This window comes from Pseudomonas sp. BR20, from assembly GCF_050780135.1.
GTDB lineage: Bacteria > Pseudomonadota > Gammaproteobacteria > Pseudomonadales > Pseudomonadaceae > Aquipseudomonas.
Window position 1 is genome coordinate 1,442,397 of the sequence record NZ_CP172012.1, and the last position, 24,148, is coordinate 1,466,544.

At 61.8% G+C, this 24,148-nt stretch carries 14 protein-coding genes; 3 read left to right on the top strand and 11 right to left on the bottom strand.

Annotation, left to right across the window (positions count from 1 at the left end; all coding sequences use genetic code 11):
- The first annotated feature begins 53 nt into the window (after positions 1 to 53).
- Positions 54 to 1,472, top strand: coding sequence for an amino acid permease (locus ACHPFG_RS06465; RefSeq protein WP_339541644.1), 1,419 nt, complete (start codon positions 54 to 56; stop codon positions 1,470 to 1,472).
- 50 nt (positions 1,473 to 1,522) lie between these two features.
- On the opposite strand, the gene ACHPFG_RS06470 is transcribed toward ACHPFG_RS06465, so the two are convergent.
- The 7 genes from ACHPFG_RS06470 to ACHPFG_RS06500 form a co-directional block, all read right to left on the bottom strand.
- Positions 1,523 to 8,011 carry an NEL-type E3 ubiquitin ligase domain-containing protein gene (locus tag ACHPFG_RS06470; protein WP_431701876.1) on the bottom strand — a complete coding sequence of 2,163 codons (6,489 nt, stop codon included), beginning with the start codon at positions 8,009 to 8,011 and terminating at the stop codon, positions 1,523 to 1,525.
- 66 nt (positions 8,012 to 8,077) lie between these two features.
- Entirely contained in the window at positions 8,078 to 9,211 is a 1,134-nt protein-coding gene (locus ACHPFG_RS06475) for an OpgC family protein (RefSeq protein WP_167654798.1), read from the bottom strand.
- Positions 9,212 to 9,343: 132 nt separating this feature from the next.
- Positions 9,344 to 9,523 carry a hypothetical protein gene (locus tag ACHPFG_RS06480; protein ID WP_431701877.1) on the bottom strand — a complete coding sequence of 60 codons (180 nt, stop codon included), beginning with the start codon at positions 9,521 to 9,523 and terminating at the stop codon, positions 9,344 to 9,346.
- Between the two features lie 59 nt (positions 9,524 to 9,582).
- On the bottom strand, positions 9,583 to 9,867 hold the full coding sequence (locus tag ACHPFG_RS06485; protein WP_131697407.1) for a putative quinol monooxygenase: 285 nt from the start codon (positions 9,865 to 9,867) through the stop codon (positions 9,583 to 9,585).
- Positions 9,868 to 9,879: 12 nt separating this feature from the next.
- Positions 9,880 to 11,499: an FMN-binding glutamate synthase family protein gene (locus ACHPFG_RS06490; protein ID WP_167654799.1), complete on the bottom strand. Its 1,620-nt coding sequence runs from the start codon at positions 11,497 to 11,499 to the stop codon at positions 9,880 to 9,882.
- A gap of 81 nt (positions 11,500 to 11,580) precedes the next feature.
- A complete protein-coding gene (locus ACHPFG_RS06495) occupies positions 11,581 to 13,827 on the bottom strand; it encodes a glycoside hydrolase family 3 N-terminal domain-containing protein (protein ID WP_431701878.1) in 2,247 nt (748 codons plus the stop codon).
- A 14-nt stretch (positions 13,828 to 13,841) separates the two neighbouring features.
- Positions 13,842 to 15,422, bottom strand: coding sequence for a glucan biosynthesis protein (locus ACHPFG_RS06500; protein WP_431703446.1), 1,581 nt, complete (start codon positions 15,420 to 15,422; stop codon positions 13,842 to 13,844).
- 371 nt (positions 15,423 to 15,793) lie between these two features.
- Between ACHPFG_RS06500 and ACHPFG_RS06505 the strand changes: the two genes are divergently transcribed.
- On the top strand, positions 15,794 to 16,321 hold the full coding sequence (locus ACHPFG_RS06505; protein WP_431701879.1) for a hypothetical protein: 528 nt from the start codon (positions 15,794 to 15,796) through the stop codon (positions 16,319 to 16,321).
- Positions 16,322 to 16,479: 158 nt separating this feature from the next.
- On the opposite strand, the gene ACHPFG_RS06510 is transcribed toward ACHPFG_RS06505, so the two are convergent.
- The 4 genes from ACHPFG_RS06510 to ACHPFG_RS06525 form a co-directional block, all read right to left on the bottom strand.
- Positions 16,480 to 17,859 carry an ATP-binding protein gene (locus tag ACHPFG_RS06510; protein WP_431701880.1) on the bottom strand — a complete coding sequence of 460 codons (1,380 nt, stop codon included), beginning with the start codon at positions 17,857 to 17,859 and terminating at the stop codon, positions 16,480 to 16,482.
- Positions 17,856 to 19,670: a DAHL domain-containing protein gene (locus ACHPFG_RS06515; RefSeq protein ID WP_431701881.1), complete on the bottom strand. Its 1,815-nt coding sequence runs from the start codon at positions 19,668 to 19,670 to the stop codon at positions 17,856 to 17,858. The genes ACHPFG_RS06510 and ACHPFG_RS06515 overlap by 4 nt, the downstream gene beginning before the upstream one ends.
- Before the next feature lie 10 nt (positions 19,671 to 19,680).
- Positions 19,681 to 20,589 carry a cytochrome-c peroxidase gene (locus tag ACHPFG_RS06520; protein ID WP_431703448.1) on the bottom strand — a complete coding sequence of 303 codons (909 nt, stop codon included), beginning with the start codon at positions 20,587 to 20,589 and terminating at the stop codon, positions 19,681 to 19,683.
- An 85-nt stretch (positions 20,590 to 20,674) separates the two neighbouring features.
- Positions 20,675 to 22,549, bottom strand: coding sequence for a putative bifunctional diguanylate cyclase/phosphodiesterase (locus ACHPFG_RS06525; RefSeq protein ID WP_431701882.1), 1,875 nt, complete (start codon positions 22,547 to 22,549; stop codon positions 20,675 to 20,677).
- 256 nt (positions 22,550 to 22,805) lie between these two features.
- On the opposite strand from ACHPFG_RS06525, the gene ACHPFG_RS06530 reads away from it, so the two are divergent.
- On the top strand, positions 22,806 to 24,122 hold the full coding sequence (locus ACHPFG_RS06530) for an HD domain-containing phosphohydrolase (RefSeq protein WP_431701883.1): 1,317 nt from the start codon (positions 22,806 to 22,808) through the stop codon (positions 24,120 to 24,122).
- Positions 24,123 to 24,148 lie beyond the last annotated feature (26 nt).

The window sequence follows — 24,148 nt, forward strand, 5'->3', positions numbered from 1 at the left end:
GGCGTGCCGGACTCGGAGGCTCATATCCAATAACAAGACGAGGTTGTATCCCTATGCCAGTCGGCAACCACCTGCCCCATGGCGAGACCGCTTCGGGCGGCCCGCTCAAACGCGAACTGGGCGAACGGCATATCCGCCTGATGGCGCTCGGCGCCTGTATCGGTGTCGGCCTGTTCCTTGGCTCGGCCAAGGCCATCGAAATGGCCGGCCCGGCCATCATGCTCTCCTACATCATCGGCGGCCTGGCCATCCTGGTGATCATGCGCGCCCTCGGCGAAATGGCCGTGCACAACCCGGTCGCCGGCTCGTTCAGCCGCTATGCCCAGGACTACCTCGGCCCGTTGGCGGGCTTCCTGACCGGCTGGAACTACTGGTTCCTGTGGCTGGTGACCTGCGTGGCGGAGATTACCGCCGTGGCCGTTTACATGGGCGTGTGGTTCCCCGACACACCGCGCTGGATCTGGGCCCTGGCGGCCCTGATCAGCATGGGCACCATCAACCTGATCGCAGTGAAGGCCTTCGGTGAATTCGAATTCTGGTTCGCGCTGATCAAGATCGTCACCATCATTGCGATGGTGATCGGCGGCGTCGGCATCATCGCGTTCGGCTTTGGCAACGACGGCGTGGCACTCGGCATTTCCAACCTGTGGACCCACGGCGGCTTTATGCCCAATGGCGTCCAGGGCGTGTTGATGTCCCTGCAAATGGTGATGTTCGCCTACCTGGGCGTAGAGATGATCGGCCTCACCGCCGGGGAAGCGAAGAACCCGCAGAAAACCATTCCCCGTGCCATCGGTTCGGTGTTCTGGCGCATTCTGCTGTTCTACGTGGGCGCGTTGTTCGTGATCCTGTCGATCTACCCATGGAATGAAATCGGCACCCAGGGCAGCCCGTTCGTGATGACCTTCGAGCGCCTGGGCATCAAGACCGCCGCCGGCATCATCAACTTCGTGGTGATCACCGCAGCGTTGTCGTCATGCAACGGCGGCATCTTCAGCACCGGGCGCATGCTCTACAGCCTGGCGCAGAACGGCCAGGCACCGGCCGCGTTCGGTACCACCTCGAGCAACGGGGTACCGCGCAAGGCACTGCTGTTGTCGATTTTTGCCTTGCTGCTGGGCGTGTTGCTCAACTACCTGGTGCCGGAGAAAGTCTTCGTCTGGGTCACGTCCATCGCTACCTTCGGTGCGATCTGGACGTGGGTCATGATCCTGCTGGCGCAGCTCAAGTTCCGCAGCAGCCTGAGCCCGGCCGAACAGAAAGCCCTCAAGTACCGCATGTGGCTGTACCCGGTCAGTTCGTACCTGGCCCTGGCGTTCCTGGTGCTGGTGGTGGCCCTGATGGCGTACTTCCCGGATACCCGCGTGGCGCTCTATGTGGGACCGGCCTTCCTGGTACTGCTGACCGTGTTGTTCTACGTGTTCAAGCTGCAGCCGACCCAGGTCGCCCAGGGTTCACAGCCGTCGGTGTGATCCCTTGAGCGCGGGCCGGCCTGTTTCGCGACAGGTCGGCCCGCACTGTCTCAGACCCGCTGCAACGTGCGTTGCGTGCCCTCGGTCAACTGCCGCACCAGGCGGTTGTGTTCGTTGGCTTCCTCGTCGGCCAGTTGCTGGCGACGCTCCAGGTATTCATCCGAACGCCTGTCCGAAAACGTCTGATCCAACACGCTGACTTTGTAGGTGATGGTGTCCTTGACGGTGAAAAACGCCTCCGGCTCACTGCTGGCCAGGTACTCGATCCAGAACTCGGTGGCTACGATCGCCTCCTGCAACGCCGGTGACTGGCCGAGCCTGCGCAGGGTCCGGCGCGCGTCGTCGATCACTGCCGGCGTCACATAGTCATCCACGCTGTACAGCAGCTCCAGTGGATAAAACGGCAGGTTGAATTCCCGCGCCAGTTTACTGCGCAGGTAGATGGTCACCTCGGCGGGATCGACGTCCAGGTCGGCACGCTCGCGCGCAAGCACGAACTGGTCGGCAAAGTGATCGAGCTGATTGAGGTAGAAGCAACTCTTGGCCAGTTCCAGCAAGGCCCTGTCGGCCAGGTAGCTCCTGGGTTGCAGCTTGGCCTGGTGAATACGGTGATGCAGCTCCATGTTGGTAAAGGCCAGCAGCACGCTGTCGCCGCAATTGCCTGAACCGTAGGTATTGAGGCAGATCGTGTTGCGCAGTTGCGTCGACTCGCCCATGGCAAGCAGCAGGGTCCAGACCCGCTCGGTCAGCCGTGTTCTTGACGCGGGGCTGCGGTAGGCGTGGGTCCTCTTCAGGTCACGCAGGACCCGGAACACATCATCGGCACTTGCCGTTTCATTCGCCTTCAACTGCTCCCACAGTTGTTGGCGGGCGGCCACGTCCTGCGCCGCCACGCCGGTCAGCCAGGTATCGAGGTCGTTCGGCGCCGCCGGGGCATGGGCCGGTGTACGCAGTTGGCCACCCAGTCGGATACCCGTGGCAATCCGGTAGGCGTCGATGCTCTCCAGGGTCTCCACCGACAGCGGGTTTTCGTGCAGCAGGGTGTTGCGATTGGCGGTTTGCAGCCAGGGGTTGGTGAAGACTTCTTCGGGAACGGTAGTGATCCCGTTTGCCTGCAGGTGCAGCTCTGTAAGCACCGGCAGCGCGCTGGCCCCGATGGGCCATTGCGTGATGCCGGTGTTGGCCAGGCGCAGTGTATTCATCTGCAGCATCCGGCTGACATCCGGTGTGAGGGTCAGGTCCGGGTTGTCGTTCAGGTCGAGTTTTTGCAAGTTGACCATGTTTGCCAGGCGCTGCACGGCCTCTTCGGTCAAACGCAGGTCGTTGTCACTCAGGTCAAGGTGGGTGAGGGTGGTCATATCCGTGATCGCGCTGGGCAAGTCCGTGAGGCGACAGTCGACGCGCAATGCCTTGAGCTGGGCGAACTTACTGAGAAATTCCGCCCCCGTGGCAGGGAACGTGTTGCCGGAAATTCGCAGGTATTCAATGTGGCTGAAGCCGCTGGTACCCGTCAGGAAAGACCCCGGCGGCAGACCTTCATCGTCCAGTTGCAACTCCAGTGACGGCACGTTGAACAGGCCGGCGATATAGAACGTCGCGTTTTCGCGCCGCCATGCGCCCCGCAGTTGGTAGGCGATATGGCGGCGCCGGCCACGGTTCATGCCCAAGGGGTCATTGAGTGCGTTGTCAGCCGGCAGCAAGGTTTCACTCCAGCGGGAAAGCTCCACATCCATGGCCTGGTACTCGGCCTGGCGGCGCTCCAGCTCGATCAGTATTTCCGGGTCCGTCATGTTCAACGACCGCAAGAAGCGCCGTGCGTCGTCGTTGTTGAAGCTGGGGTAAAGCTCCTGGGCCTTGGCCACCAGACTCGGCGGTCGGGGGCCGAAAAAAGACTGGATCTGGCGCCATAGCGGATACACCAGAAACGAACGGTCCAGCCCCATGGCCGGTTGCATCCAGGGCTGCAGGTGCGGGATGTCCAGCAGGCCCTTGATGTCCACGCGACGGGCGAAGGCCAGTTCGGCAAGCTGGTTGCGCAGGTCGGCGATACCGGCTTCGGTGTCCACTTCAAGGACGGCCTGCTCGGCGGCAGTCAAGGTGCTGAGAATGACTCGCAGCAGTCTGATCGAAGGCTGGCCCAAGGCTCGGCCCTGTTGGTCATAGGCTTGATAGCCGTGGGTGGTTCGGGCCACGGTCTTGCGTGATGAACCCACCAGGTACCCCGCCGTTTCCAGCAGGCGCCCCTCGTTGTCCCGTTCACGGATATCGATGCGCAGGCTCCGTGGCCAACCCGGCAGGGAACGCAGCAGGTACAAGGTGATCCGGTCGCTGTCGGCATTGGCGCAGGCGTCTGCATATAAGCCTTCGAAGGCGCGATTCAAGCGCAACTCGTGGCTACTCAGGCGCGCCTGTTCCGAAAGGCGCAGGCTCAGCTGGTTTTTCTCATGCAACTGCTTCAGCTCGCGTGGCGAGGCGTGGCCAAGAATGGCCTTGACCGTGCGGGTCGGCAGGTCTGGATGCCGGGTCTTGAAGCGGCGCTCTTGCTCGGTGCCTTCGGACTCGCTGCGTCGGTAAAGGGACTTGAGGATTTGCGCCCGCTCCCGGTCGGTGTACTCGACGATTTGCGTAATCAGCTCGACCCGGCGCTGTTCCGGGGTCTTCGGTAGCCGGCCCAGCAGGCCCTGGACCACATCGTCGTGGGGGACGATGGCGTCCAGCAGCCTGGCGCTTTTGAACTGCGCATCGGTGACCTTCACGACCTGGTCGTTGGGCCGCCGATGCTCAGGGTATTGGTGGGTGACACGATCATTGCTGTCGACAATCTGCAGCACGTGGCTGTCGGGCCAGCCGGGCAGGCTGGAGATCACCAGCAATTGCAGGTCCGGGCGCGCGGAAGGGGAGCCGGGGAACTCATACATTGCCTCGATGAACCGGTTGATTTCCTGGTCGATACGCAGGCGTTTGCAGGTATCGGCCAGCAGCGGCGGCGCCGCCCGGCCGCTGCGGTGTGCCTGGCGCAGCACGTGGGCCGGGGTGTCGGTCAGGGCGAGAAGGGTGCGGGCGGTATCCCGAGGGAATGGGTAGTGGTCGCCCCCAAGACGATAGAGCAGGCTGTGGTCGTCCCACCCCATGGGATTCTCGCTGGACAGGCGCCAGGCGCCGTCGCCATTGTGCTCCAGGGTTGGCGTGTCGACGCCGATCTTTTGCGGGTGCTTGAGCCGCCACTTGAAGGTCCGCGTGTCATGGACAATCCGGTACCAGGAACCGAACAGAGGCAGATAGTGCTCGCCCCCAAGCGCGAAAATGCCCAGGGCATCCGGCCGCAGGTGGGTCGGCAGTGACAGCGTATGCTCGTACTGCGCCAGCGACCCGTCGGCCAGCCTCACAAAACCCTCCGGGCCGCGCTGGTTGCTCATGTAGTCGCCCAAGGTGACCCGCAGGCCCATGGCGTCGGATGCACTGCGCATGCCCAATTGTTGCCGCTCATGGGGTTGCAGCACCGAGCTGATGGCCAGGTAGAAACTGTCCACCGCCAGCGATACCGCAATCGTGCCGGCATTGTGCATATCGTAGGCTTCATAGACGCCCTCGCCGTAGTGACGCAGCTCTACTGTGAGGTCGTCAGGACCGCTGCTGGCATACGGCTTGGCGATACGGCCGGCAACCACTTCGGTGATGACGAAATTGCGCTTGAGACTTTGGCGTATCAACGCCGAGGCGAACTCCCTGGCCCATTGATCGGCATCGTTGTTGAACTGGCGCGGGTGATACAGCGCGTCGATCGCGGCGTCGATACGCAGCGCGGTGCGATGGTTATCCAGCAGTTCGGCAAAGACCGTCGGCAGTCCTCCTTCTCGTAAGTAGGCCTGCTGCTGGCGCGGGGTCAGCGGATGCTGTGCCAACAGACGCTCCAGCATGGCCGGTGACAGTGGGTTATTGAGGTCGCGCAATTTTTTCAGCAGTGGAGTGACGGCGACCGCCGGCGCTGACGCCTTGAGTGGCAGGAAGCGCCGCACATTGGTGGGTGGCAATGCCTCATGTTTTTCATAACCGGCGTAATTCACCACGGCGGCGAACAATGCCAGGCGTTCGCGCCGCGCGAGGGCGGCAACGTCGCGCCGTACCGCCATGATCCGCTGTTCAGGCGTGGCGTCGGGTTGATCCGTGAAGCCCAGTTGTGAGGTGCCCGGTTGCAGGCTGATGACCAGGCTCAACAGGGGTTCGGACCGATAGGGCGGCTGGCCGTGATCGCCTTCGGCCTGGTAGCTGCCGTTAGCGCTGCGGATGATCGTGATCGTCGTCGAGCCGGGCATCGGCTGCTCGGTCTTGCCGAAGGTTGCGATCACGCTGCGTTGCGGGTCCTTGATGCTCAGCAGGGCGGCGCTGGGCCAATCGGCGAGCTGGGTCAGCAGGCATAACACCACGCTTTCGCCATAGGGGGGCAGGTAGCCAGCTTCATGAAAGCGATTGATGATGTGTTCGATCACCTGGTCGGCCTGCAGGCGTCGCACGCCTTCGATCAGGTTCAACGGTGCCGGTTCGCCGCGCCACACATGCTCCAGGGTATCGCGGGAGGTGGCCGTGCTGCGCAGTGTGCGTTCCAGATCGGCCTGGGCGATAACCGATGCATTGTTGGGCAGCATCTGCTGCAGCAATTGGGTATCCGACAGGGCTTGGGTGTTGTGCAGGTCGAAGGTCCAGGCTTGCAGCGCCGGGTTGAAGATAATCGGCGGCTTGTACCCGCTGCTGCTGCGCTTGAGGCTGTAGCGCTGCGAGACCTGGTCGTGGACGACCTCTGCCACCAGGGTCTGGTTGTCATGGTGTAGCTTGACGTATTGCCGGTCTTGTACGGTGAACACGCACAGGGCGTCGGCGCGTTTACCCTCGAGCAGGTATTGCTGGCTGTGGGCGTAGGGGCGGGCGTCGGGTTTCCACAGTTCATCCACACCGTCGGGGCGCGTGACTTTGCGCGGGTTGCCCAGCCGGTGCAGGTGTTCGCGCATGCGCTGGCGATGGGCGCTGCCGGCAACGCTGATCAAGCGCCCGCTGATGGCCAGGTCGGCGACATCGCTCAGGGTCGAGGCGAAGCTGCTGGCATCACCCTTGACCGCTTCATCCAGGCCTGCGCTGACGCTGTAGGTCATGCTGCCCAGTACTGCCAGTTGCATGACCCGGTTCATGCCCGTGACCCCGCCGGGCAGGGGTGTGAGCAGCAGTTGCAGGACTTCGGCGGCAATGGCGGCGGTGGCGTCCTTGACCGCTTGCCAATCGGCTTCGGAACGGCTGTTGGCCAGGGTGTCCAGATCGGCCTGGCAGCGCTGGATCTGCCGGTAAGTCAGGGCTTGCACCAGGGTGACGGCGGGGCCGGTATGCGGGTCGGTGGAGAAGCGCATATCGTTGAGCGTCCGCTCCGGGAACGCCGTGTGAAAGCCATCGTAGAGCCGCCCGGCCAGCCAGCTCATGCCCTCGGGGCGTGGCGCCTGGGTCAGCAACGACTGGAACAGCGACAGCCCCACCAACGGCAGTTGCTGGGAAAACCAACCCAGGTCGCCTTGCTGGTGACTGTCCAGCAACTGCTGGCGAAAATCCGCCTCTGCCGCGCGCGCGTCGCTGTGGTGGCGCAACGCCCCGCCGGGGCGGAACGGAAAATAGGACAGCACGCCGAGGCTGGCCACCCTGATCAGCAGCAGCGGTACGGGAATCGCGCTTTCCCAGGGGACGAAAGGCACGGCGATGATGGGCGTGACGCCGGAGGTCAGGCTCAGGCTGTCGACCGGCAGTTGCGGCCCACTGCCTTCGAGCGATGTCGAGAGGCGGTCATACACCTCGCGGGTCAGGCCGTTGCGGGCGCGGTTGCGCCAGGCGTCGAGCACATCGAATTGCAACAGCGCCAGCGCCGCCTCGCCCATCAGCCGGCGCAGCGTGCCGTTCTCACCGAGGGTGGCCTGGATTTTCACTTGCAGTTGGTGGCCCAGGTCCAGCTCGCGGGCAATGGCGATGAATGCCTGCGCCGTGAGGCTCAGATCACCGTCTTCGCCCACGACGCGGCTGGCGTCCACCAGGCTGTAGCCGGAGTTCTGGCGGATCGAAGTGGTGAAACCAAAATTCAGGCAGGCGGCTTCCCATAACGACAGGCTCTTGACGTGTTCGATGTTGCGCAGATCCCTATCGGAGCGACGCGGCACGCGGACGTGGCTGCCCGGCTGCCGGTCCCAGGGCAAGGGTTGCTCGACCTTTTCCAGGTAGGTGGTCTCGAAGCGATAGTGCTCTGGATCGCGCCCACCGATTCGGTTACGCAACTGCGCCAGACCATCTGTCTTGAAGCTGCGTACCACCCGCTCCTTTTCGGCCTCAACCGCGGCCAGGGCCGCCAGGGCGTTGCGTTGCAAGCGCAGGAAACGTGGTTTTTCCTCGGCGTCCAGGCCCTCCAGGGCTTGCAGGACATTACGCTGGATCAGTGCCAGTGCCTGTTGCTGGGACCAGGCGGTACTTGATTGCAGATTGCCGGACAGGCCGTTGAGTAATTGATGAGTCGGCATGCGCTCTACCTTTCACGATAAGTGGAAGGCAGATGGAACCATCGCGCATGCCGGCGCCGGGGCTATCTATTTAAAGGCCGGTGCATCGCCGCGCAGCGTCTGGTCCAGACGCTTGTTGAACTCCAGCCACGCCGCCAGCCCGGCCATCAGCGCCAGCCCCAGCAGTGCGCTGAAAATCTGCATAGGCCAGGCATCCTCGGCCTGGGCGTTGAGCATGTCTGCCAGCGGCGCCAGCAGCACCCCGAGGCAGAATACCTCCAGGGAGTAGCGGCCCATGCGGCAGCTTTGCTCGGCCAGCCAGTTTTGCGTCCAGCCGCGACCCGGCAACAGTTTGGCGGTGACATAGGCCAGGGCCAGGAAGTGCAGCAGGCGTAGCGGCGAAAGGTTGGTCTTGCTGATGGGGTAGATCAGGTCGCTGAGCCAGGACGGCATCACCGCGTCATGCACCTCGGGCCAGCGCCACGACAGCGTCAGCACACACGCCACCACGGTGTACACCGCCGCCGCCAGGAACAACGGCTGGCGCTTGAGCGGGCGCTGTTCCGGCGGGCGCGCTTGGCTGGCATGCAGCGCCGCCGCGCCACCGAGGATAAACAGGAACTGCCACGTCACCGGGTTGAAGTACCACACACCGTCGGCAATCGCGCGCAGGTTCCAGCCCATCCAGGGCGCCAGCAGGTACACGGTCGCCGACGCGGCCACCACCAGCCAGGTCTTGCGCAACAGCAGCGGCAACACCAGCGGCAATCCCGCAAGCAGCACGATGTACAGCGGCAACGGGTCCATCAGGTTGGGTTTGAAGCGCAGCAGCAACTCATCGGTCAGGGCCTGTTGCGGGTGGGTGACGAAGTGCGTCAGGCCCATCTCCTCGACCAGGTCGCGGGTTTCCACATGGCTGTTGGCGAAGAACACGATGCCCATCAGCATCGCCAGCAGGAAGATATGCACCACGTACAACACCCAGGCGCGGCGCAGGATTTTCAGTGCGGCAATCCAGTAGCCGTCACGTTGCAGGATCTTGCCGTAGGCCAGGACGGCGGCGTAACCCGCGAGGAATACAAAGACCTCCGCCGCATCGCTGAAGCCGAAATTTCGCAGGGTGATCTGGCCGAGAGGATTGTGGGGGACGTGATCCCAGAAAATGAAGATCAACGCCAGGCCCCGAAAAAAATCGATGCGTGGGTCGCGTCCGTTCAGCATGGCAGCGGGCTCTTGAACAAAAGGTTTAGTAATGACAGGCGAACGCGCGCGTCGTCGTACGCCGCACGTCGGGCGGGCGCAGGTTGGCGTTATTTGTAAGTAATTGCAAAGGTTGGGTATTACTGAATGTCTCTAGGCGTCAATGATCATTAAGGTGCCCCGGCTACCTGGAAGTACGGCATGAACGGTGTCCGCTTTCACGAGGTACATCTGACCCGCCTCTACGTGGATCTCTTCATCAGCGATGCCCAGGCGTAAAAGGCCGCTGATCACCAGTAGCCCGGCGATTGCAGCGAAGTCCAGTAACGGCATGTGAATCTCCTTGCTTCAACGATGCCGTCGGTGGTCCGGTTCAGCGGGGAAAGGGTGGGCTAGAACGCATTCATCAACAGTACTGTGCACGGCTTGGCTTGGTGCTCGTTGATCTGCGGCACCAGCCGGGTGAAGTGTTCGGTCCGGCAATGGGTGTCGAGCGCGGCCTGGTCGGGCCATTGCTCGATGAAAATGAAGTGCCCTGGGTCTTTCTGATCGACAAACAGATCGTACGAAATGCACAGCGGTTCCTGGCGGGTTTTTTCCACCAGTTCGGCGTACCAGGGGCGCACGGTGTCGAGGTATTCGGGTTTGATGAAATCTTCGGCGATGACTTTCAACACGATCTGGGTCCTTTAAGCAGCGTCGACTTCATGGGGCTCAAAACTGTCCGCCCGCGCCATTTGCCACATGCGTGAATAAAACTCGCCAGTGACCTCGCCGGTGAGCAATTCGCCAGGCTTGAGGAACACATGCAACTGCGAGAACAGCTTGATCTCGGTCGCCGACATGCGCCGTACCAAGTGTTTGGCCGACAGCTGCGACGGATGGTCCAAACCTGCCGCCGCGAGCATCTCGGCCAGGGCCTTGAGGGTGTTGCGGTGGAAGTTGAACACGCGTTGGGCCTTGTCCGGTACCACCAGGGCGCGTTGGCGCAATGGGTCCTGGGTGGCGACGCCGGTCGGGCATTTGTTGGTGTGACAGCTTTGGGACTGAATGCAGCCGATGGCGAACATGAAGCCACGCGCCGAGTTGGCCCAGTCGGCGCCGATGGCCAGCACGCTGGCGATGTCGAAGGCGCTGACGATCTTGCCGCTGGCACCGAGCTTGATCTTGTCGCGCAGGTTCAGGCCCACCAGGGTGTTGTGCACGAACAACAGGCCTTCGCGCAGCGGCACGCCGATATGGTCGGTGAACTCCACGGGCGCCGCGCCAGTACCGCCTTCCTTGCCGTCGACCACGATAAAGTCCGGGAGGATGCCGGTTTCGAGCATGGCCTTGGCAATGCCCATGAACTCCCACGGGTGGCCCAGGCAGAACTTGAAGCCCACCGGCTTGCCGCCGGACAGTTCGCGCAGTTGCGCGATGAACTGCATCAACTCGACAGGGGTGGAGAAGGCGCTGTGACGCGACGGCGAGATGCAGTCTTCGCCCATCATGATGCCGCGCGTTTCGGCAATCTCTTTAGTCACCTTGTGCTTGGGCAGGATACCGCCGTGGCCGGGTTTTGCGCCCTGGCTCATCTTGATTTCGATCATGCGCACCTGCGGGTTTTGCGCCTGCACCGCAAAGCGCTCCGGGTCGAAGCGGCCGTCGCTGGTGCGGCAGCCGAAGTAGCCGCTGCCCAATTCCCAGGTCAGGTCGCCGCCGTTTTCGCGGTGATAGGGGCTGATGCTGCCTTCGCCGGTGTCATGGGCGAAATTGCCGAGCTTGGCGCCTTGGTTGAGCGCGCGAATCGCGTTGGCGCTCAACGAGCCAAAGCTCATCGCCGAGATATTGAACACCGACGCCGAATACGGCTGCGTGCATTGCGGACCACCGACCATCACGCGAAAGGCACTGGGGTCGCTCAGTGGTGCGGGGCGCATGGAGTGGCCGATAAATTCGAAACCCAGCTGGTACACATCGATCAGGGTGCCGAAGGGTTTGTCGGCGGTTTCGTTCTTGGCGCGCGAATACACCAGCGAGCGCTGCGAGCGCGAGAAGGGCAGGGCGTCGCTGTCGGACTCCAGCAGATACTGGCGGATTTCCGGGCGGATGGCTTCTACCAGGTAACGGATATTGCCCAGGATCGGGTAGTTGCGGCGCACCGCGTGGGGGCTTTGCAACAGGTCGAAAATACCGATCAGGCTCAACACACCGGTGACCAGGGTGATGGGCCACAGCCATTCGTGTTGGATAAAGGGGAGGCTGGCGAGGGTGAAAATGACGCACACGGCAAAGAAGGCGTAACGGCTTAGCAAGGACAGGCTCATACGGTTTCCTTGGGTTCGGACTCTCAGGTCGATCCGGCATTCTGCGCCAGTAACGAAACGCCAGACAACCTGCAGGTGTGCTCAGTTTGATCCCCGTGATGGGACAGACTGGCCCGAAATAGACAATGCGCGGCTATCGGTCAGTTCAAACCGGGCCTGGTTTTCGGTGGTCGAATCTGCCCCGACGAAGACGGTGAACGTGCCGGCCTCAACCACCGGCGAAAAATCGCGGTCCAGCAGGGCGAAGTCCTCTTGATCAAGGGTAAAGGTCAGGTCCCGAGCCTCGCCGGGCGCCAAGTGCACTTTGCGAAAGCCGCGTAATTGGCGAACCGGGCGGGTCACGCTGGCGACATCATCGCGCAGGTACAACTGCACGATTTCGTCGCCTGAGCGCGCTCCGGTATTGGTGACGGTGACCGATACGGCCAACGCTTGGGTGGACGCCAGCCGCTGTGCGCTGAGCCGCGGCGCGGAGTAGCTGAACGAGGTGTAGCTGAGGCCGAAGCCGAAGGGGTACAGAGGTGCCCAGTGCTCATCGATGTAGCCGGAGACATACCTCTCATCGCCGCCGGGCGGACGACCGGTGCGCTTGTGCGCGTAGTAGAGGGGGATCTGCCCCACGCTGCGCGGGAACGTGATCGGCAGTTTGCCGCTGGGGTTGACGTTACCGAACAGGATGTCGGCCACGGCATTGCCCATCTCACTGCCCAGGAACCAGGTTTCCAGCAGCGCCGGCGCCTGGCGCACGGTCTGCGAGAGCACCAACGGGCGGCCATTCATCAGCAGGATGACCACGGGTTTGCCGCTGTCCAGCAGGGTACGCAACAGCGCCTCCTGGCCACCCGGCAAGCCCAGATTCGCGCGACTGCGGGCTTCGCCGCTCTGATCTGCGTGCTCGCCGAGTACGGCGACCACCACCTCGGCAACGCGGGCGGCCTGCTGGAGCTCGATAAGGTTCTGAGTCTCGTTGCTGATGGGCGAAGCGCCGGCCAGGTAAACCACCTCAGTGTCAGGCGCGACAGCGCGGCGTATGCCCTGCAAGACCGTGATCGAATCTTCGGGATGACCCGCCAAGGCCCATGGGCCGATCGTAGCCTCGGCATCCGTGGCCAGGCTGCCGACCACCAGCACGTTACGCAGGTGCTTGGACAGCGGCAGCAGAGCGTCGGTGTTTTTCAACAAGACGATCGACTTCTGCGCGGCCTCGCGCGCCAGTGCCCGGTGCTGCGGTGTCAGCACATTGGCCCGTTGCCGTGCCTCGTCGCTGTAGCGGTAGGGATCTTCAAGCAGTCCCAGGCGCTGCTTGGCCTGGAGTACGCGGCGCACCGCATCGTCCACGGCGGTCAGGGGGACCTGGCCATTGCGCACCAGCGTGGGCAGGTATTGGCGGTAAGTCTGGCTGGCCATGTCGATGTCCACGCCGGCGTTGAACGCCAGCCTTGCCCTGTCGGCCGGGCCTCCTGCGATGCCGTGCTGGCTCAGCTCCCAAATGGCGTTGAAGTCACTGACGATGAGGCCGCGAAACCTCCATTGATTGCGCAGCACGCCGGTCAACAGGGCGGTGTTGCTGTGCAGGGGCGTCCCGGCCAGTTCGTTGAACGAGGGCATGATCCCATCGACGCCAGCTGCTATAGCCGCCTGGAAAGGCGGCAAATACACTTCCCGCAACGTGCGTTCCGACACGTCAGCGACGTTGTAGTCGCGCCCGCCTTCGGCCGCGCCGTAGGTCACGAAGTGTTTCGCGGTCGCCAGCATAAATGAGGGGGCTGGAGGCCCGGGACCATGGAACCCCAGCACTTTAGCGCTGGCCAGCGCCGCGCCCAGGAACGGATCTTCGCCGGTACCTTCCACCACGCGACCCCAGCGCGGGTCGCGGGCAATGTCGACCATCGGGGCGAAGGTCCAATGCACGCCGCTGGCCGTCGCTTCAACGGCCGCCGCGCGAGCGGTCCGTTGCGCCAGGTCGGGGTCCCAGGCCGCGGATTCTGCCAGCGGCACGGGAAATACGGTACGAAACCCGTGGATCACATCAAAGGCAAACAACAACGGTATATGCAGGCGCGAACGTGTGACGACGTGTTCCTGCAACCGGCGAGTCCGCTCGAAACCGTAGACGCCGAGGACCGAACCAACGGTGTGCATGGGCAGTTGCGTCAGTTCGCCCTGGTCAATGACGGGGCCGGTAGGCGTGTCCTGGACGCCGAGTTGGTTGAGTTGGCCAACTTTTTCTTCGAGTGTCATCTGCTGCAACAAGCGCTCGACGGGGTCTTGCTCGCCCGCGTGAAGGGCGCGGCCGCTGATACTGAACGCCAGGTACAACAGTGCCAATGTGCTACAGAGCCTCACGGACGATTGCCGGTGTCAGCCGTTGAAGGGGTACCGATTGCCGTCGATTCCGAATTGAAGGGATGGTACTGATACAGCCAGGTCTCTGACAGCGGCTGGCCGTCAAGGCGCAGGAAAAGGCGCAATTCCACCGGGTCCTTGCCGTCGACGCTCAAATCGAACTGTGCTCGCCAATGGCCGGCGACGTCGTCCGGTACCGCTTCGGTAAAAACCTGGCTGAGCTCGCCTCTGGAGCAACTGATCACGGCCTCGGGCTTGACCCCCGGCGCGAGTTTTTCCAAGGGTGTGCCTTGGAATTCGACCACGAATTTACGCACACCCACAGCGCGCGGCTGGCCCGGTTGGCCGCCTTTGCCCAGGCGTGTGGCCACGCACACTGCCAGTGGCGAGACGTAGGGCTCCCGGGCCAGCCAGTGCAGGCGATAGCGCAGCGCATAGCGGTTGCCCGCTTCGGCTGGCGCCGAGGGCACCCACATTGCGACGATGTTGTCGTGGATCTCGTCGTCGGTACCGTTTTCCATCAGTTGCACGCTGCCTTCGCCCCAATCGCCCAACGGTTCGACCCACAAGCTGGGGCGCCGCTGGTAATTCACCCCATCGAGGTAGTGGTCAAAATTGCGGTCGCGCTGTAACAGGCCGAAGCCCTTCGGTTGATGATCGCTGAATGCTGAAACCAGGGTGCGCGGCGGGTTGTTCAGGGGGCGCCAGATACGTTCTCCGCTGCCGGTCCACAGCGCCAGGCCGTCACTGTCGTGGACCTCGGGGCGCCAGTCGGCGGCGGTGCGCTTGGCGGTTTCACTGAACCAGAACATCGAGGTCAGCGGCGCAATGCCCAGCCGGCTGACGTTCTTGCGCAGGAAAAACGTGCAGTCGATGTCCATGACCACGCCCTGTGTGCGGTGGATCTCGAAACGGTAGGCGCCGCAGATACTGGGACCATCGAGCCGCGCATAGAGGGTCATGGCGTTTGCGTGTGGGTGCTTTGGTGGCTCGAACCAGATGTGGGTGAAGTCGGGAAATTCTTCGGCCTTGCCGGCTTGTGCCACGTCCAGGGCAATAGCCCGTGCCGACAAACCGTACTGGTACAACTCGCCGATGGCCCGGAAGTACGATGCGCCAAGAAAGGCCACCCAGTCGTTTTGTTGCCACGCCAGTCTGGCCTGGTCGCCCAGGCGGCTTTCCTGGATACGGAAACCGGCGAACCCACTGTTACGGGGCAAGGCATGGGCCGGGCTGTCGCCTGGCATATCGAAGTGCGCCGGGTCGTAGACGATCTCGCGGGCGACGCCGTTGTCCAGGACATACATCCTTACGGGCGTGCGAAAAAACGACCCCAGGTGAAAGAAGGTCACAGGGAACTTACCCGGGCCTTTGGCGAACAGGGCGCGCTCGGGTTTGAAGCGGATCCGGCCGTGGGTGGCGTAGTCGAGTCTCGCCAGCAGCGTGGCCGATGCGGTGCTGGGGTAGGTGTAGGGTTTCAAGGCATCGGCTTGTGCCTGTTCGATCAAGTCTTCGAAGGAAAAAGCGCGTGACTGGTCGGGTGTATTGCCCGCCAGGGCACCCCTGCCCAGAGGCATGAGCAGGACGCCCAGTGAAGCGAATGTGAGGAACTCGCGGCGCGTAGACATGGTGTCCTTTCCTTCGACGATGAGGGGCCAGGCCTCACGTTCAGCACGCCACCGGCATGCAATCGTGTTGCTTGTGTGGAGTGTCGAGTCGGGAAAAGGGTCTGTCTACTGTCAGAAATAACAGGTTGCGAGGGCAGGCAGATCAACGCTCTGAGCAGTTTTTTTCAAAGGTTGATCGTTCATGCTGCGTCTGCTGCGAAATCGCGGCCAAGGCTTGGCCACGCAGGTGCCCATTTCAGAGGCCTTGGCGCGCGGAACTCATAGGTCGCCCCTGGCCACTTAAACGGGAGTTCCTCCACCTTTCCCAAAGTGAGCCGACCATGAATATCAATACTGCCCTGACCTCTTTGGATCTCCTGGCACGCTTTGCCCAGCCGCCGCAGGTGCCTTCTACTACGCCTCATTCTGCGTCAGACAGCGCGCCGCTCTATACGTCGACACGCCGCGAATCTGCACCCGCCATGTCCAATGACAACGCGTTGGTCAAGTCCAGGCTCGATCGGCAACTGGCACCGTCATTGGGTTCGACTCACCGGGCTCCATCGGCGCAGACGCCCGAAGCCGCGGAGCGCAGCGGGATACAAAAGGCGAGTGGCGACATTGCTCGGCACACCTGGTTTATTCCCGGCTTGAGCAACATGCTTCATGGGGTGGAAAAGTCAGATGGCAGCGTAGACGGGATGATGGAAGGGCTGAAGAGCGGCCTTGATAAAACCCTGAAGACGGGTTTGGCTACAGCGATTGCGGGGGCCACGAGGGGCGATTGGTTGTCGGTTATGAACGGATACGGGCAAGCGGTCGCCCATAACGAGTCCACGCCCAAGTCGGTCAAGTCGATGTTGGGCTGACCCAGGCGCTGGGGGGCACGTTCGTTTGCGCTGCCGGGCTTGCAGGAGCACTGAAAACAGCGCCGACTGGGATTTGATCCCCCGCATTCGAGCGATGTCCTTACTGGCGGGGCCGCTGAGCGTCAAGCGGCCTACGTTCAGTTCGCGGAGGGTGTGTCCTACGTCGTCGTCTGCCGAATCGGCAATACCACGCGAAACGTCGTCCCCTTGCCCAGCTCACTGCTGACAGAGATATCTCCATGGTGTTTCTTGACGATGCCGTAGGAGAGTGACAGCCCCAACCCCGTGCCTTCGCCCACCGGCTTGGTGGTGAAAAACGGGTCGAAGATTTTCTGTATCGCCTCGGGGGCAATCCCGCAGCCGTTGTCCGCCACTTCCAGCCACACGTTCTCGCCTTCCACACCGTTGCTGAGGGTGATGATGCCGCGTTCCGGCCCGATGGCCTGCGCCGCATTGATCACCAGGTTCATCACCACCTGGTTGAGCTGCGAGGCCAGGCATTCGATCTCTGGCAGCGGCGCGTAGTGCTTGACCACATCGGCCTTGTACTTGAGTTCGCTGGCAACGATGTTCAGTGTCGAATCGATGCCTTGTTGCAGGTTTGCGAATTGCCAGGTCTGGTCGTTGTCCACCCGCGAAAAGTTTTTCAGGTCCTTGACGATCTGCGCCACGCGACCGATGCCTTCCTTGGACTCGTGGATCAATATCGGAATGTCGTCCTGTAGAAAGTCCAGTTCCAGGCGGGTGCGCAATGCCTTGAGCTGCGCGTGCTGTTCACCCGTGGCGAGGGTTTCTTCGGCCTGCTGGTAAGCCTCCAGCATCTGTTGCAACTGGTTGAAGTAGCCGTCGAGCGTGCTGAGATTGGACGAGATAAAGCCTACCGGGTTGTTGATCTCATGGGCCACGCCCGCGGCGAGCTGCCCCAGCGAGGCGAGTTTTTCCGACTGCACCAGTTGGCTTTCCAGGTGCTTGCGCTCCTCGATTTCCTGCTGCAGCGCTTGCGTGCGTTGTTCCACCTGCCGTTCCAGCTGGGTGGTTTGCAGGGTGGCGCGACGGGCCATGTCCCATTTATTGCTCAGGGTGTTGGCCATCTGCTGGACTTCGATGTTGTCGAACGGCTTTTTCAGGATCAGCAAGCGATCATGACCGTGCAGGCGATCCAGCAGGTCTTCCCAGGAATAGTCCGAGTACGCGGTGCACACCACCACTTGCAGGTCGGGGGCGACTTTCCAGAGTTCTTCTATGGTCTTCGCACCGTCCCAGCCTTGGGGCATACGCATGTCGACAAACGCCAGGGCATAGGGCTTTTGTTGCGCCATGGCGGTGATGAGCAACTGCAGGCCTTCTTCGCCGCCGTAGGCCGAGTGCAGGTCGAACACCTGGGCCTGGGCTTTGGCTGTATCGCCGAAAAGTGCCGACTCCATGTCGTCCAGCACCTGGTTGGATTCAACGGCAGGCATCAGGATCTTGCGGAAATCGTCGTGAATCGACGGCGTGTCATCAATCAGCAGGATGCGCCGGTTGGGAGGCTGGTTCATACGGGGCTTCCGGCAGGAGTGAGGGGGATTGTCAGGGTGAATATCGCACCTTGGCCCGGCCCGTCGCTATGGGCGGTGAGCCGTCCATTCATTTCCACGGCGGCCAGTGCGCAGCTGTGCAGGCCGAAGCCGTGGCCTTCCTTGCGGGTGGTAAAACCGTGGGTGAAGATGCGCGTCATATTTTCTGCGGGTATACCTTCGCCCTCGTCCTTCACGCTGATCTGCAGAGTGTCTTCATCCAGCTGCTGGACCGTCAGGGTCATCTGCCGTGGCCGGTCGGTGAGGTTGGACATGGCGTACTTGGCGTTGCTGATCAGGTTGACCATGATCAGCAGCAAGCGATGTTTGTCGCCGAGGACTTCCGGAACCTGCCCGTAGTGCTTGACCACCGTGACATTGTGCCGGCTCAGTGCCCCCGCGTTCATGCGCAGGGCGTCTTCCATCAAGGTGCTGATCTGCACCGGCTCCTTCAGTGAGGCTGCACCCGCATAGGATTGTTGGGTGGAGACGATGTCCTTGATGTGGTCCACGCTTTTGCTCAACTGCGCCAGTTCCTCGATCAGGCCTTGTTGCTCGACGGCAATGGCGTCCACCAACTGGTTCAAGTAGCCGGGCAGCAGTTTGCCCTTTTCATCCTCGGTGATAAAGGTACCCAGGTCGGCCTGGCGCTCATTGATCAACTGCATGGCTTTGCCCAGGCCCATCGCCTTGCTGCTGCGCAGTTTGCGGGTGACCAGGTCGGCGGAGATGTTCACGCTGTTAAGCACGTTGCCGACATTGTGCAGCACGTTGGTGGCGATCTCTGCCATGCCGGCCTGGCGCGCGCTGTCCATCAGCTCGGTTTGGGCATTCTTGAGCTGTTGGGTGCGCCGCTCCACGCGCTGTTCCAGGGTTTCGTTCACCGCCTGCAAGGCGCGATTGACGCGGTTGATCTCGGCGAAACTGCGCAGCAAGCGAATCGTCAGGTACAGCAGCAAGGCCACCAGCAGGGTCGAGAACACCAGCAGGTAGCGGTGGTATTTCTGCTCGACCAGGTCAAGGGCCTGTTGGTCCTGGTTGAGGTGGTTGGTCAGGTCATCCAGGCGTTCGGCAACCGGGATGGCGGCGATCTCTTCGAGCAAGGTGTTCACCACCGGCTGCTCGCGCAAGATCAGTTCGATGTGATTGCTCAGGATCTCCACCGGGGCGCGGAACTCGCTGGGCAGCAGTTCCTTGTTGACGGCCAGCTTGCCCAGGCCGACGAGGATGTCGGCGGCGCGCTCTTGGGTGGTGACCAGGGCGAATTCCAGGCTGCTGAGCAGCAAGTCGTAGGTGTCGGTGGCCACGCTTTGCAGTTGCGGTTTTGTATCGTCGTTCACCTGGTTGAACTGCGCCTGGATATCGTCTTCGGCGGTCGGCAGGAAGGCCAGGGAGTTGCGCAACACGGCATTGTGGGACTTGAACTGGTCGATGCGCCGGGCCTTTTCCTGGATGGCCGCTTGATAAGCCTGCCGGCTGGCTTGCCAGGCGGGCAGGTCTTGCGGGCTGTGGTACGAGTCGTGCGCTTCCAGCTCGGCCCACAGCCGCGTCATTTCTGTCAGAGGCGCCACCAGGGGGTCGTAATTGTGGGTGATGGCGATCCTGGCCTTGAGCACTTCGCTGTCCCACTGGGCGTTGAGTTGTTGCAGCTGCCGGATCAGGTCCCGGGAGTGGGTGTAGGAAGACGCCTGGTCGCTGGACGACTTGATGTACAGGAAGATCAGCGTCGAGGCCAGCAACAGGGTGATGAACCCCAAGGCCAACTGGCTGGCGCGGCGGCGATAGAGGGTCATGACGATCTGCTCATAAAGGCTTGCCCGACCATTCGCCGGTCAGGGTCTTGAGAAACTGGATAATCAGGTCTTTATCCTCCTGTGAGGGGTTGCGTCCCAGTTGGTACTTGAACATGACGTCAACCGCTTCTTCCAGGGTCCTGGCCGAGGCATCGTGAAAATACGGCGCCGTGACCGCGACGTTGCGCAGGCTGGGCACCTTGAACACGTGGCGGTCTTCTTCATCCTTGGTCAGCAGGTAACGCCCCAGGTCCGACTCGACGGGGTTGCCGCGTGCCTTGAAGTAGTCGCCCATCACGCCGAACTTCTGGAACATGTTGCCGCCGATGTTGATGCCCTGGTGACAGGCGATGCAGCCGTAATCCTTGAAGCGCTGGTAGCCGTACTTTTCCTGGATCGTGAGGATTTCCGTGTTGCCCAGCAGGTACTGGTCAAACCGTGAGTTGGGCGTCAGCAGCGTGCGTTCATAGGTGGCCAGGGCATTTTGCACATTGGCCGCGGTGATGCCATCGGGGTAGGTCTGTTTGAACGCTGCCTGGTAGGCGGGCAGGGCGGTCAGGTTCTGCACCACGGTTTTCCAGTCGCTGCCCATTTCCACCGGGCTGATGACCACCTGCTCGACCTGCGCTTCCAGGGTATCCACCCGGCCATTCCAGAACTGTTTGAAGTTCAGGCTGGCGTTGAATACCGAAGGCGTATTGATTTCCACGGGCTTGCCGTCGAAACCCAGGGAGAAGGGTTTCGTGTCGGCGCCCCCGGATTCGAGGTGATGGCAGCTGGCACAGGACAGTGTGTTGTTGACCGACAGGCGCGGCTCATTGAACAGTTGGCGCCCCAGCTCGACCTTGGCCGGGTCGAGGTGCGGCAGCGGTGGCAGCGGTTTGAGCGCTTCGTCCAGCGGCGCGGCCGTCACGGTCATCCCCAGGCACAGCCCCAACGAGAGGGTGAGGCCGAAACGGTAGGTTGAAACGTCGCTCAAGCGAGCACTCCTTGCAGGCATAGGGCTATTGGTCGGGCATCAGTGTGGGGCTGCCCACCTGCAGCAACTGGGCGAAATCCTTCGCAGGTACGGCCTTGCTGAACAGAAAACCCTGGCCTTCTTCGCAGTGCTGGGCTCTCAGGAAGTTCAGCTGTTCGACGGTCTCCACCCCTTCGGCGATGATGTTCAGCTCCAGGCTCTTGCCCATGCCGATGATAGCGCTGATCAGCTGCGCGTCCTGGCTATTTTCGTGCAGCCCGCGCACGAATGATTGGTCGATCTTCAGCACATCGATGGGAAAGCGTCGCAGGTAGCTGAGGCTGGAGTAGCCGGTGCCGAAATCATCCAGGGCCAGGCGCACGCCCATGGCCTTGATCCGGTTCAGGATATCGACCGTATCGTCGACATTCTGCATCAGTACGCTTTCGGTGATTTCCAGCTCCAGCTGGTTGGGCGGCAGGCTGGTCTGCTTGAGGATGGCGGCCAGGTTGTCGACAAACTCCCGCTGGCGGAAGTCGATGGCCGAGATGTTCACCGAGATTCGCAGCGGCGGCAGGCCCATGGTGCGCCAGGCCTGTGCCTGTTCGCAGGCGTGGCGCAGCACCCACTGGGTCAAGGGGACGATCAGCCCGCTGTCTTCGGCCACCGGAATGAAGTCGGCCGGGTGGACCCAGCCCGAGCGCGGTTGAAACCAGCGGATCAGCGCCTCTGCGCCGAGGATCCGTCCGGTTTTCAGGTCCAGCTTGGGCTGGTAGTGCAGCGCAAACTCATCGTGTTCCAGGGCCTGGCGGATCGCGCTTTCCAGGTTCTGTTGATGCTGGGCGCGCAGGTTCATGTCTTCGGTGTAGAAACTCAGATCGTCCGGGCCACGCTCCTTGGTGGTGTGCATGGCGGTTTCGGCGTGCTTGATCAGCTCCACCGCAGTGCTGCTGTCATTCGGATAAATGCTGATGCCCAGGCTCGCGGTAACGCTCAGGTCGTGCCCCGCGACATGGCGGGTGACGCTGATGGCCTTGAGTACCTTCTGGGCGATGTGCTGGGTTTGCTGGGGATGCTGGACATCATTGAGCAGGATCACAAACTCGTCCGAGCCATAGCGAAACACCGAGTCCGACGCCCGAACGGCCGCCACCAGGCTTTGGCTGACCTGCTGGAGCACCTCATCTCCCACCGGATAACCCAGGGCGTTGTTGATGCGCTTGAAGCGGTCGAGCCCGATAAACATCACCGCCAGTTGCGTGTCATGGCGTCGGCCCAGGGCAATGGCCTGGGTCAGGCGGTCGCCCAGCAACGTGCTGTTGGGCAACTCCGTGAGCGCGTCGTATTGCAGCAGGTGCGAGACTTTCAGCAGCTCCTGCACGCGTTCCTCAATCGTGCGTTCGAGCCCGATCACCTTAAGGGCGGCATCCTGGGCGAGCTGCCATTTCCAGGTCAGGGCGCTGGCCATCTGGCGGATTTCCAGGTGGTCGAAGGGCTTCTTCAGGATCAGCAACTGGTCGTTGTACTTCAATCGCGCTTCGATCGCTTCAAACGAATAGTCGGAATAGGCGGTGCACAGGGCGATCTGCAGGTTGGGATCGACGTTCCACAACTGCTCGATGGTTTCCAGGCCGTCCCAGCCCGGCGGCATGCGCATGTCGATGAACGCCATGGCATAGGGCGCATTGGCTGCCAGGGCCCGATTCACCAGATTCAGGGCTTCCTGGCCCTGGTAGGCGGAGTCCAGCACAAACGCCTGGCGCACAACCGTCGTGGTGCCGAACAGAGTTTGCTCAAGAGTGTCCAGGGAAGCCTCGCCGTCTGTATCGGCGCAGAGGATCTTGCGAAAGTCCTGGTGGATGGATGTGGTGTCATCGACGATCAGAATTCGCCGATTGGCCCGTCCTGAGTCCGGGGTCATGACGCACTCCACAGCTGCAAGCGACTCGACGACATAACGATTCCTTCCCTGGTTGCAAAGATGAGTGAGACGCCCAACTTAAGGTGACAGCATAGTCGAGCTCCCTTGATATCGACGGCCAGTTGGCGTCAAATCAGTGCAGGTTTTTGCATGTATACACACCGGGTCGACCGGCTTTGCCCTTCCAGAGACGGAGCCGGCATGGCACAAGTGTATAAATCGGCTCAATTTTGTTTAACTTGAAGGCGCAGTCAGCATGGATGAACAACTCGCTAAACAGCCCACTATTTTGCTGGTCGACGACGAAGAGTCGATCCTCAACAGCCTGCGTCGGCTGCTGCGTGGCCAGCCTTTCGATGTGGTGCTGGCCGGCAGCGGTGCCCAGGCCCTGGAAATAATGGCGGCCCAGCCCATCGACCTGATCATGAGCGATGCGCGTATGCCTGGCATGGACGGCGCGCAATTGCTGGCCGAAGTCCATCGGTTGTACCCCGGCACCTGCCGTATCCTGTTGACCGGTTACGCCGATCTGCCGACGATCATCAAGGCGATCAACGAAGGGCAGATCCACCGCTATATCGGCAAGCCCTGGAACGACGACGAACTCAAGCTGATCCTCCAGCAGACCCTGGATCATCAGCGCCTGGAGCGCTTGACCCAGGAGCAGAACGAACAGCTCAAGGTGCTCAACGCCACCCTCGAAAAACGGGTGGCGGCGCGCACGTCCGAGTTGCAGCAAACCGCCGACATGCTCGACCTTGCCTACGACGAGCTAAAGCGCAGCTACGTGACCGGCACTGAAGTGTTTTCGTTGTTGGCCAACCTGCGCCTGCCCAAGAACAAACAGACCAATCGTCCGCTGATCGAACTGGTGCGCGTGTACTGCGCCGCCCAGTACATGGACGAAGCCAGTTCGCGCGACCTGGCCATGGCCGCCGCGTTGTACAACATCGGCAAGCTGAGCTGGAGCGACAGCATGTTGATCGAGCCGGCCGACAAGCTGCACAGCACTGATCGCGAGCGCTACCGTGGCTATCCGGCCCAGAGCGAATCGCTGCTGATGACCCTGGAGCCGATGAAGGATGCCGCGCGGATCATTCGTCATCACCAGGAACGCTGGGACGGCAGCGGTTTTCCCGACCACCTCAAGGGCGATGCGATTCCGTTTGGTTCGCGCCTGCTGAAACTGGCGGTGGACTTCATCGAGTTGCAGAAGGGGTTGATCCTTGAGCGGCAGATGAACAGCGATGAGGCATTGTTGTACATCCGCAAATATGCCGGGCGCCTCTACGATCCGGAGCTGGTCGAGGACTTCATCCTGGCCTGCGCCGCGTTTCTCAGTGATGTGACCCTGGGCGACCCCACCGTCAAGGTGCTCACCACCCGTGAGCTGGAAGAAGGCATGGTCCTGGCGCGCAACCTCAACGCCGATAACGGCATGTTGCTGCTCAATGCCGGCAAGGTGCTGAACCTGCCGTTGGTGGACAAGCTGATTGCGTTCGAGGCGATGGAAGGCGCCAAGTACAGCGTGTTTATCAAGGAGCCGGACGAGACCGACGCGGTGCTTCATTAATTTTCATTTTTTTAAGTTCAAGGTTT

Coding starts and splice junctions, on each gene's coding strand:
- ACHPFG_RS06465 (WP_339541644.1), top strand. CDS start 54: ATGCCAGTCGGCAACCACCTGCCCCATGGCGAGACCGCTTCGGGCGGC.
- ACHPFG_RS06470 (WP_431701876.1), bottom strand. CDS start 8,011: ATGCCGACTCATCAATTACTCAACGGCCTGTCCGGCAATCTGCAATCA.
- ACHPFG_RS06475 (WP_167654798.1), bottom strand. CDS start 9,211: ATGCTGAACGGACGCGACCCACGCATCGATTTTTTTCGGGGCCTGGCG.
- ACHPFG_RS06480 (WP_431701877.1), bottom strand. CDS start 9,523: ATGCCGTTACTGGACTTCGCTGCAATCGCCGGGCTACTGGTGATCAGC.
- ACHPFG_RS06490 (WP_167654799.1), bottom strand. CDS start 11,499: ATGAGCCTGTCCTTGCTAAGCCGTTACGCCTTCTTTGCCGTGTGCGTC.
- ACHPFG_RS06500 (WP_431703446.1), bottom strand. CDS start 15,422: ATGCCTCTGGGCAGGGGTGCCCTGGCGGGCAATACACCCGACCAGTCA.
- ACHPFG_RS06505 (WP_431701879.1), top strand. CDS start 15,794: ATGAATATCAATACTGCCCTGACCTCTTTGGATCTCCTGGCACGCTTT.
- ACHPFG_RS06510 (WP_431701880.1), bottom strand. CDS start 17,859: ATGAACCAGCCTCCCAACCGGCGCATCCTGCTGATTGATGACACGCCG.
- ACHPFG_RS06515 (WP_431701881.1), bottom strand. CDS start 19,670: ATGACCCTCTATCGCCGCCGCGCCAGCCAGTTGGCCTTGGGGTTCATC.
- ACHPFG_RS06520 (WP_431703448.1), bottom strand. CDS start 20,589: ATGACCGTGACGGCCGCGCCGCTGGACGAAGCGCTCAAACCGCTGCCA.
- ACHPFG_RS06525 (WP_431701882.1), bottom strand. CDS start 22,549: ATGACCCCGGACTCAGGACGGGCCAATCGGCGAATTCTGATCGTCGAT.
- ACHPFG_RS06530 (WP_431701883.1), top strand. CDS start 22,806: ATGGATGAACAACTCGCTAAACAGCCCACTATTTTGCTGGTCGACGAC.